The organism is Achromobacter sp. SD115, from assembly GCF_017355315.1.
Classification (GTDB): Bacteria; Pseudomonadota; Gammaproteobacteria; order Burkholderiales; family Burkholderiaceae_B; genus Achromobacter; species Achromobacter xylosoxidans_B.
In genome coordinates this window covers 436,434-446,556 of the sequence record NZ_JADIJM010000003.1, presented here as the reverse complement: position 1 = coordinate 446,556, position 10,123 = coordinate 436,434, and the positions used below count along the sequence as shown (strand labels likewise).

Below are 10,123 nucleotides of genomic sequence, written 5' to 3'. Positions count from 1 at the left end.
ATGGGGGAGGGTTCCGCCGCTGAGTCTGGCGCCCGCAGGTGACATCGCAAGGTAAGGAAGCCCGCGTTAGGGGGGGGCCGGCCCACGCCGTCTACGGCGCGAGCCGGAAGCCGCCGGGGTTGTCCCAGCCGTCGACATACTGCAGCAGGATGGTCTTGCAGTGGAGACAGCAGAAGTTCTTGAAGATGCCGGTGCGTCCGTTCGCGGCGTAGCCGGGCGCGGGCATGTTTCCCCGGAACGCCAGTCCGGCATGAGGGGGGACTTTCGCCCCGTCGATGATCTGGGTATAGCAGGCTTCGCAAATGACGCGGGAAGAGTAAGACGATGCGGGCGCGGACGACGCCGATCCATTCGTGGTCCAGGAGAGCGGGGTCGCCGGGGTGTTATAGGAGCTCAAGGCAGGGTTCCAGCGAGGGGCGGCGCAGGGTTGGCGCAATTCACGCTGATGCTAGGTGCGGGACGTGGCGCGAACAAGCGGCGCGGCCCGATTCCGGATATCGGAAGAAGCGAGTCGGAAAATGGTGTTGACCCATCCGATAGCAAGAATCGGAATTTCATGAAGATCGGGGAGCGCGCTTGCGGTTACTGTCGGTCGAATGGCGACGCAAGCATGCGGGATGGTGAGAGCATGCGCCGTGTACAAGGTGCTCTGCCAAGATGCAAGCTGCAACAGACAGTCCGCGTTTGCTGGTGTTGGCCGATAGGGTTGCGATACGCCACTTTGATCGTGTCCTGGCTTCCGCCTGCATGGAGTATTGCTGGATCGAGTCATTGGCCCAGCTCGACGCTTCTCTGGATGGCGGAAAAGCCGGCGTGGTGGTGGCCGAGGTCAGCGGTCTCAACGCCGATGGCATACGTGTGCCGGCCCATGTCAGGCAGCTATGCGGGCGCGATGCCGAAGGCGCGCGGCAGCAGCCCGTGATCGTATTGCTCCAGGGGGACATCGCCTATGAAACTCTGGCGCACCATGCGGAAATCTCGCGCGACCATGGCCTGGACGTGCGCGTCGTGCGCAGGGAAGCACGGGTCTCTGGCGTCCTGGAAATCTTGCGCGGCATACTCAACGCTCCGCCCAAACGGCCGCAGGCGCGAGCGCATAGCGGCTATGGCAGCCTGAGCGAGTCGGACCTGCGGCGTGGCCTGCGTTCGCCCGGCGCCCTGCGCATCGTGCTCCAACCGCAATATGACCTTGTCAGCGGCATGCTGATGGGCGCGGAGGCGCTGGTGCGCTGGCGGCATGAGCGGCTAGGCGACATACCCGCAATCGTCACGGTGACGCTGGCGCATCGACATGGCCTGGCGGAAGCGCTGTTCCATCATGTCGCCGGGTTGAGCGCATTGGTGATTGCATGGCTGCAGCGCGCCCGAGAGGACCTGCGTATTGCCGTCAACGTATCGGCCGACGTGCTTTGCCTGCCGCAGTTCGTGCCCAAATTGATTGGCGACTTCGGCAGGCTGGGGTTGGATACGAATCGTCTGACGGTAGAGTTGACCGAGGACATGCCGGCGGACGATCTGCTGAGCCTGTCGACGTCGCTGAATCTGTTGCGCCTGCATGGGTTCGGGGCGTCGATGGACGATTTTGGAATCAGCAATTCGACCCTCGAATTGTTGACGAGATTGCCATTTGACGAGCTCAAGATCGATTCCAGGTTCGTACGCCGCGCAGCCAGGGATCCGGCCGCCCACGCGGTGTTGGCCTCGGCGCTGCAGTTGAGCCGCGACCTGGGGCTGAGGTCGGTGGCGGAGGGGATAGAAAGCCCGGAGGGACTGGAACTGGTGACCGCCATGGGTTGCCAGATCGGCCAGGGCTACCTGCTTTCTCCGCCGCTGGAGGTGGGCGAATTCTTGCGGGACTTGCCGCGCTTGCGCCGCCTCAGCTGAATAGCGAGGTCTTGCCTTCTCTTGCGAGAGCCCTGGGGATCTCGTCCCGCAGCACGTCGATGACCCGGGTAATGCGGGAGGACAGTGGGCGCTGCGCGGGAACCAGGGCATTCAGCGGAAAGGGCGGAACTGCGTATTGGGGCAGCACGCGGACAAGCTTGCCCTGCTGCAGCGCGTCGGTGCAGGCCGGCTTCTGCACCACGCCGATGCCGCTGCCGGCCGAGATCATCTCGTACACGGGACGCCAGTGGCTGGTCGTCATCATGGTGCGTATCCGGACGTTGTCGATGGTTGAGTCGGGGCCGTTCAAGGACATCTGTTCATTGGTGAAGACGCCCTTCACGCGGATGAATGGATGCTTGGCCAGATCGGACGGTTTGTCGATCTGGCCATGCCTGATCAGATAGGCGGGGGTTGCGACCAGAACGCGTTCCACCACGCCCAACGGGTAGGCGATATAGGCGCCTTCGGTCAGCTTGCCCAGGCGCAGGGATATGTCCACGCCTTCCGTCAGCGGATCGACTATCGCGTCGTTCAGGACCAGGTCTATCTTCAGGTCGGGGTACTTGGCCTGCATGCGGAGCAGGACGCCGGGCAGAACGGTCTCTCCAAAGCACTGCGCCGAGGCGATCCGGATGGTGCCGTTCAGAGTGTGGTCCAGATGAGTGAGGGATTGCACCGCCTGGTCTGCCGCCTGGAGCAGCTCGCGACTGTTCTCGTAGAACGCCCGGCCTTCGTGAGTGCAGGTCAGGCTGCGGGAACTGCGCGTCAGGAGCCTGACGCCGAGGAACTTCTCGAGCCTGTCTATGCGCTCGCTTACTGCCGGTTGTCCCAGATCCAAATCCCTTGCGGCCGCGGACATGGTTCCCCGTTCCACCACGCGCACATAGATGCGCATCATTGCTAGCAAGTCCATGCGGAACCACCAGGAGTTGAAAGGCGGTTCTTGCAATGGATGCGGGAGCCTGTCCCGGAAGTTCGACGCATATGAAAAGACCGCAGGCCACGCCCAGAGTGCGAGTTGAGAGTTGTGGAAGCAGTGGGGCGAGACGTCTGATCAAGATCGTCGCGGGTCGCGCATGGCCGTCGCGGGTGGCGGCGGACCGTAGCAGAGGCCGCGCGGATGGTCGGCGAGCCCGTCCTACTGATGGCACATCGGTCCCGTAGTGCGAGCGCGGTTTTGTGATGCCCGCGTCGATTGCCAATCGCCGGATTCTACTGATCGCGAACGGAATTTGGGTGCGGTGTGCCCCGATGATTGCTATCGGCTTTTTTGCCTATTTGGGGTCAGACCCGGCGGGTAATCTCGGCACAGCTATTTCCCCGCATGTGCCTGGCAAATCTGGACGAATCAATCTGTTTCATATTTTGCCGAATCATACGCGTTTCCTGCCTGGATAGCTGGATTTTTGGATATTGCGGTGACAGGCATCTGGAAGGCATGTGCCAAATTGAGTAATGACGAGAGTAGGTATGAACAAGGTCTACAAGACGATCTGGAACGAATCCATAGGCGCCTGGATTGCAGTCGGTGAAGATGCCGCAGCCCGTGGAAAGTCATCGAAGAGTCGCGTGGGCCTAAGTCCTTTCGCTGCGGTGTTGGCCGGCGCGCTGGCGGCAGGGCTGTTCACGGCGACTCCCCCGGCGCAGGCGTATACCTATGGTCCGGGCGGCACTTCCTGCAGCGCGACGCCTGGCGGCGTTGGACCGGACGGGATCAGCCGCGTCCCCGTAGGCAGCCCTGTTGACGGTAGTGGTACGTGGTCGAACGTGATTGGCTGCGGGGCCAACGGCGACAATCAACTCGCGGTCCAGGTGATAGGCGCCTGGGCAGTAGCCAGAGGTGACGCAGCAGTGGCTGTTGGTTACCGCGCGATTGGCGGGACACGCGGCACCGGTGTTGGCATGCAAGCCCAGGCGTTGGGCGACGGCTCAACTGCCCTCGGTCAATGGACCCGGGCAACCGGCGCGGGCTCGGTCGCGATCGGTGGCGACATGTCGTCCAACACCGCCAATGCTGGGGCGCAAGCCGCCGGCAACAATGCCATTGCCATCGGCGGCCAATCGAGGGCGAAGCTCAATGGTGATATCGCGATTGGCGCCGGAGCCGTTGCGGACGCCCAGACCAACAATTTCTCGGCCATGGCCGTCGGTTTCCAGGCGAGTGCGGTAGGAGAAGACGCGACCGCGCTCGGCAATAGCGCTCAAGCCACCGCCAACTATTCAACGGCCGTCGGCAACTACGCCACCGCATCCGCACTGAATTCGACCGCGCTGGGGAACTCCGCACAAGCGGCGGGACTGTATGCCACCGCGACAGGCAACTTCTCGAACGCCGCGGGGCGCAACGGCGCCGCATACGGCAACAACGCGAATGCGGGCGGAGACTTCTCGACGGCACTAGGCAACGACTCCAGCGCCGCAGGCCGGACTGCGACTGCGGTCGGCAACCGCTCAAGTGCGAGCGGCGCTGCGTCGGCCGCCTACGGCAATTTCGCAAACGCGGCAGGGGACCTCTCGGTCGCGATCGGTGTGGGAGGCGTCGTCGGGGCCTACACGGGAGCCACTGCAACCGGCACGGGCGCCGTCGCTATCGGTGGCAACGTCGCGGGCGCGGCTGCCGCTCGGTCGAATGACGGCATCGCCATTGGCGCCCAATCGAATGTTGGAGCCACTGCGGTCTCCGGCATCGCGGTAGGGCGGGGCGCGACCGTCTCCGCCGACTACGGCATCGCGCAAGGTGACGGCGCCAACGCAAGCGCTGCCAACGACATCGCCGTCGGTCACAATGCAGCGACTGGCCCGAACTCCGGCGGCAACAACATCGCGGTCGGCAATGGCGCGACGACGGGCGATACGGGTCAGAACGTCGCGATGGGTTCGGGCTCGACCACCGCCAACGCGGCAACGCCAGGCGGCGGCGCGGTGGCGATCGGCCGCGACCAGAAAGCGACCGGCGACGGCGCGGTCGCGCTCGGCGACCCGAACACGGCCAATGGCAATGGCGCGGTGGCGCTGGGACAGAACAATGTGGCGGCGGGTGACGCCGCGGGCAATAGCGCCGCGCAGGGCGCGGTGGCCATCGGCAGCGGCAATCAAGCGGTCGGGCAGGGTTCGGTCGCGCTGGGCAATGCCTCGCAGACGGCCGCCGCCGGTTCGCTTGCGTTGGGGGATACGGCGCGCACGGCGGCGCTCAACGGCGTGGCGCTGGGCAGCAATGCGGCCGCCTCCAATGCCGGCGATGTGGCCCTGGGGGCCGGTTCCGCCACGGCGGCGGCGGTCGGGACGTCCCAGACCGTCATCAACGGTGCTACCTATTCCTTCGCCGGCACGGCCCCGTCCAGCACGGTGAGCGTCGGCGCCGCGGGCGGAGAGCGCACAATCACGAATGTGGCCGCGGGCCGCCTGAGCGCAACCAGCACGGACGCCATCAACGGTTCGCAGCTCTACGCCACCAACCAGGCCGTCGACTCGATCGGCACCAATGTCAACAATCTTGGCAACAGTACGGCGGCTGCGATCGGAGCCGGCTCGAGCTACGACCCGTCAACTGGACAGGTGGCGCCGCCGAGCTTCAACATCGCGGGCGGCAATCAGACGAACATCGGCGATGCAATCAATGCGTTGAACCAGGGCTGGACGCTGACCACCTCGGGCAATGCGGCCGGATCCAGCGCTACCGCGATCCGGCCGGGGTCGACCATGACGGTCACTGGCGGCAGCAACATCCAGTTGACGCAGAACGGTTCCGAAATCACGGTCGCAACCTCGGCGACGCCGACCTTCGACAGCGTATCGATCAATGGCGGACCGGTGATCTCCGGGGCCGGCATCGACATGGGCAACAAGAAGATCACCAACGTTGCGCCAGGCACCGACCCGGGCGATGCGGTCAATGTCAGCCAACTCGACAATGCCAGGGCGCGCTACTACAGCGTGAACGACGGCGGCACGGTCCAGGGCAACTACAACAATGACGGCGCGGCAGGCGCAAATTCCATTGCCGCGGGAGCGGGCGCATTGGCCCAATCCATCAACGGTGTCGCCGTGGGCTACAACGCGCGCTCGATCGGACCTGGCGGCATTGCCATCGGCGAGTATTCCCAGGCCCATGGCGAAAGCGACGTCTACATCGGCGGCGCCGCGGGTGCCAACGGTCAGGCCACCAACTACCGCAACACGGGTGTAGGCGAACGCGCGGGTTCCAATGTCAACGGCGCCGACAATACGGCGATCGGAGGCACGACCGGGAACAATGTCACCGGAACCGCAAACTTCGCAGGTGGAGCCTATTCCGGGAGCAACGTCACCGGCGACGCGAACATCGCGATCGGCGGCGTCGCTTCCCAATGCGGGGGCAGCGGCAGCGGCTTGCTGAGTTGCGATCCGGCGGCGATCGCCGCCGGGGTCAACGTCACCGGCAGCAACAACATCGCGATGGGACCTGCAGCCGGAAGCAATTTGACGGGCGACAACAACATCGCCCTGGGCAATCAGGCCGGCGCCGGCGTATCGGCCAGCAATACCTTTTCCGCGGGCACCCAGTCCGTCGCGCGTAGCGATAACGACATCGCCATAGGCTCTGCCGCGGCTACCGCAGCTGGCACGGGCGGCAACAACATTGCCATCGGCAATGCCGTGACGACGGGGGGCGATGGCCAGAACGTCGCAATCGGCTCGGGTTCGACGTCGGCGAACGCCAGCGATGCGTCCGGCGGCGCAGTGGCGATCGGTCGGGATCAGACCGCAATAGGAAACGGCGCGGTCGCTATCGGTGATCCGAACAGGGCCAATGGCAGTGGCGCGGTCGCCATGGGCCAGAACAATGTGGCGGCCGGCGATGCCGCGGGCAATAGCGCCGCGCAAGGCGCGGTGGCCATCGGCAGCGGCAATCAGGCGGTCGGGCAGGGCTCGGTTGCGCTGGGCAATGCTTCGCAGACGGCAGCTGCCGGTTCGCTTGCGTTGGGAGACACGGCACGCACGGCGGCGCTCAACGGCGTGGCGCTGGGCAGCAATGCGGCCGCCTCCAATGCCGGCGACGTGGCGCTGGGGGCTGGCTCCGCCACGACGGCGACGGTTGGGACATCCCAGACCGTGATCAACGGCACCACGTATTCCTTCGCCGGCACGGCCCCGTCCAGCACGGTGAGCGTCGGCGCCGCCAACGCCGAACGCACGATCACGAATGTGGCCGCGGGCCGCCTGAGCGCGACCAGCACGGACGCCATCAACGGCTCGCAGCTCTACGCCACCAACCAGGCTATCGATCAGGCCGGCGACACGATCACCAACATCGCCGGCGACACGAGTCAGGCGAACTGGGACGCGAACGGCGTGGGCATCCGCTACGTCCGCACCAACGAAGCCGGCCTGGCGCAAAGCGATGCGTCGGCGCAAGGCCAGGGCAGCACGGCCGTGGGCTACAACGCGACAGCAACGGTCGAGAGCGCGCTGGCCTTGGGTAGAGAGACCCGGGCCGACATCGTTGGTGCCGTCGCGTTGGGAGCCGGGGCGGTGTCCGACCGCGCGTTGACGCCTTCCAACGGCAGCATCGCGGTGGGCGGCGGCGGCGCCTTGGTGCCGTTCAACACGACCGATCGCACGCTATTGGGCGCGGTGTCGGTAGGCAGCGGCACGACATACCGTCAGATCAGCAACGTGGCGGACGGTACCGATGACCATGACGCGGTCACGGTGCGCCAGCTGACTGGCGCCATGACCTCGCTGACCATCACGGGCACGCGCTATTTCCACGCGAATTCGACACAAGAAGACTCGCTTGCCGCGGGTGATCAGTCCGTGGCTATCGGTCCCAATACCGTGGTGAATGGCGAGGATGGCATCGGCATAGGCAACGGCGCCATTGTCGAACAGAACGCGCCGGGCGGCATCGCCATGGGCGAGGGTTCGCACGCCCAACTGGCGGATGCCATTGCGCTGGGCACGAAGTCGGCGGCAGCAGGTGAGCAAAGCGTGGCGCTAGGCGCTGGCAGTAGCGCCACGACCGTGGGCGGCGTGGCCTTGGGGGCGGGCTCGGTTGCGGCGACGCAGGCGGGCGTGGCCGGATATGTGCCCGCCACGCAAGGCGCGGCGGCGGTGGACGCGACGCGCAGCACCTTGGCGGCGGTTTCCGTCGGCGATGCGGCCACGGGCAAGTTCAGGCAGATTACCGGCGTGGCGGCGGGTACGGCTGACAGCGACGCCGTGAACGTGAGCCAGCTGAAGTCACTGGCGTCGAACGTGAACGACCTGGATGAGGGATCCGTGAAGTACGACCGCAACCCGGACGGCACGGTCAACCACGGCAGCGTCACACTGAATCCCTCGGGCACCGGCGGTTCGCAGATCCATAACGTCGCGGCAGGTACCGCCGGCACCGACGCGGTCAACGTCGACCAGTTGAACCAGTCCATAGAAACCAACAAGACGCGCTACTACAGCATTAACGACAACGGTACCCGCCAGGCCAATGCCGACAACGATGGCGCGTCCGGGGCGGGAGCGATGGCTGCGGGCGTGGGAGCGGTGGCCGCCGGCGAACGCGCGCTCAGCGTGGGCAATGGCAATGCCGCAGTCGGCGCGCGTGCGGCGGCCATCGGCAGCGGCAACACGGTCAACGGCAACGGCTCGTCCGCCTACGGCAACGACAATACGATCGCGTCGGCCGACGTCTTTGTGATAGGCAGCGGCGTGACGGTCGGCGCCGGCCTGGACGGCGCGGTGGTGTTGGGCCGGGGCTCGATGGCGGTAGCAGCGTCGCCCACGTCGCGCGGCACCATCAACGGGGTCGAGTATGTCTACGCGGGCGGCAATCCGGCGGCCGGCGACGTGGTGAGCGTGGGCAGCGCGGACGCCCCGCGCCAGGTCCAGCACGTCGCGGCAGGGCGGGTGGCGGCTGACAGCCTGGACGCCATCAACGGTTCGCAGCTGTATGCGACCAATCAGGCGATCGACAGCCTGGGTCAGGTCGTACAGAACATCAACACGGGCGGCGGCATCAAGTACTTCCATGCCAACGGCGGCAGCGCCGGAGCGCTGCCCGACTCGCAGGCAAGCGGAGTGGGCAGCGTGGCCGTGGGGCCATCGGCCGTCGCGTCCGGCTCGAATTCGATCGCAATGGGCAATGCGGCGGCCGCTGGCGCCGACGGCGCGGTGGCCATCGGCGCCGGCGCGCAGGGCAGGCAGCAGGGTGACGTCGCGCTGGGAGACGGCGCCATCGCCGATCGCGGCGCGGAGTCTTACATGGGCAAGTACTCGAATGCGCAGAACGACACGGCGGGCACGGTGTCGGTGGGCGCCCCGGGTTCCGAGCGCACCCTCAGCAACGTGGCCGACGGCCGCAACGCCACCGACGCCGTGAACCTGCGCCAGCTGGATGGCGCGGTGAAGGTGGCGAACGACTACACCGACCAGCGCATTGGCGACGTCAACCAATCCGTGGTGGAGATAGGCGATACCGTCAAGGAGCTGGATGGCCGGGTGACCCAGGTCGAGGGCGACGTGACCAAGCTGAAGAACGGCGCCGACGGCATGTTCCAGGTCAGCCAGGACGCGGGCAATGTTGCGCCCAGGGCCGAAGGCAAGAACTCGGTGGCAGGCGGCGCCGGCGCCGTGGCTTCGGGCAGCAACGGCACCGCGGTCGGCAACGGCGCGACCGCATCGGGCAGCAACAGCACCGCGATGGGCAGCGGCGCGAACGCGAGCGGCGAAAACGCGACGGCGATGGGGAATGGCAGCAAGGCCGAGGCCAATAGCTCGGTGGCGCTGGGCGCCGGCTCGGTGGCGGACCGCAGCGATACGGTTTCCGTGGGCGCGGCCGGCGCTGAGCGCCAGGTCATCAACGTGGCGCCGGGCACGGCGGGCACCGATGCGGTCAACGTGAATCAGCTGCGGGACATGGAAGGCAATCTGAGCAATCAGATCGCCAGCGTCAAGGGAGACCTGCGCCGCCAGGACAACCGCTTGAGCGCGGGCGTCGCGTCGGCCATGGCCATGGCCGCCCTGCCGCAAGCGTATCTCCCAGGCAAGAGCATGTTCAGCGTGGGAGGGGGCACGTGGCGTGGTGAAAGCGGTTTCGCCATGGGGCTTTCCACGGTTTCGGACAACGGCAGATGGGTCGTCAAGGGCCTGGCCAGCAGCTCGTCCCGCGGCGACTACGGCGGGTCGGTCGGTGTGGGCTATCAGTGGTGAGCCGCTCTCGCGCAGCTTGCGCTCCCAACGGAAACCGAAACCTGAACGC

At 66.1% G+C, this 10,123-nt stretch carries 4 protein-coding genes and 1 pseudogene; 3 read left to right on the top strand and 2 right to left on the bottom strand.

Features of this window, described 5'->3' with window-relative positions; all coding sequences use genetic code 11:
* Positions 1 to 91: 91 nt before the first annotated feature.
* Positions 92 to 397, bottom strand: a complete 306-nt coding sequence (locus IPU70_RS06805; protein ID WP_207465978.1) for a hypothetical protein — start codon at positions 395 to 397, stop codon at positions 92 to 94.
* A gap of 260 nt (positions 398 to 657) precedes the next feature.
* Here IPU70_RS06805 and IPU70_RS06800 point away from each other — a divergent pair, with 260 nt between their 5' ends.
* Positions 658 to 1,884 (top strand): EAL domain-containing protein, encoded by a 1,227-nt coding sequence (locus IPU70_RS06800; protein WP_207465976.1) that lies wholly within the window; start codon positions 658 to 660, stop codon positions 1,882 to 1,884.
* Here IPU70_RS06800 and IPU70_RS06795 read toward each other — a convergent pair.
* Entirely contained in the window at positions 1,877 to 2,800 is a 924-nt protein-coding gene (locus IPU70_RS06795; RefSeq protein ID WP_207465975.1) for a LysR family transcriptional regulator, read from the bottom strand. The two genes, IPU70_RS06800 and IPU70_RS06795, sit on opposite strands and share 8 nt — an antisense overlap.
* A 542-nt stretch (positions 2,801 to 3,342) precedes the next feature.
* Here IPU70_RS06795 and IPU70_RS33070 point away from each other — a divergent pair.
* Together IPU70_RS33070 and IPU70_RS06790 are read left to right on the top strand one after the other, a co-directional pair.
* A pseudogene (locus IPU70_RS33070) lies at positions 3,343 to 3,492 on the top strand (ESPR domain-containing protein); the annotation flags it as partial.
* Positions 3,493 to 3,789: 297 nt separating this feature from the next.
* Positions 3,790 to 10,074 carry a YadA-like family protein gene (locus IPU70_RS06790; RefSeq protein ID WP_242702338.1) on the top strand — a complete coding sequence of 2,095 codons (6,285 nt, stop codon included), beginning with the start codon at positions 3,790 to 3,792 and terminating at the stop codon, positions 10,072 to 10,074.
* The last annotated feature ends 49 nt before the right edge of the window (positions 10,075 to 10,123 follow it).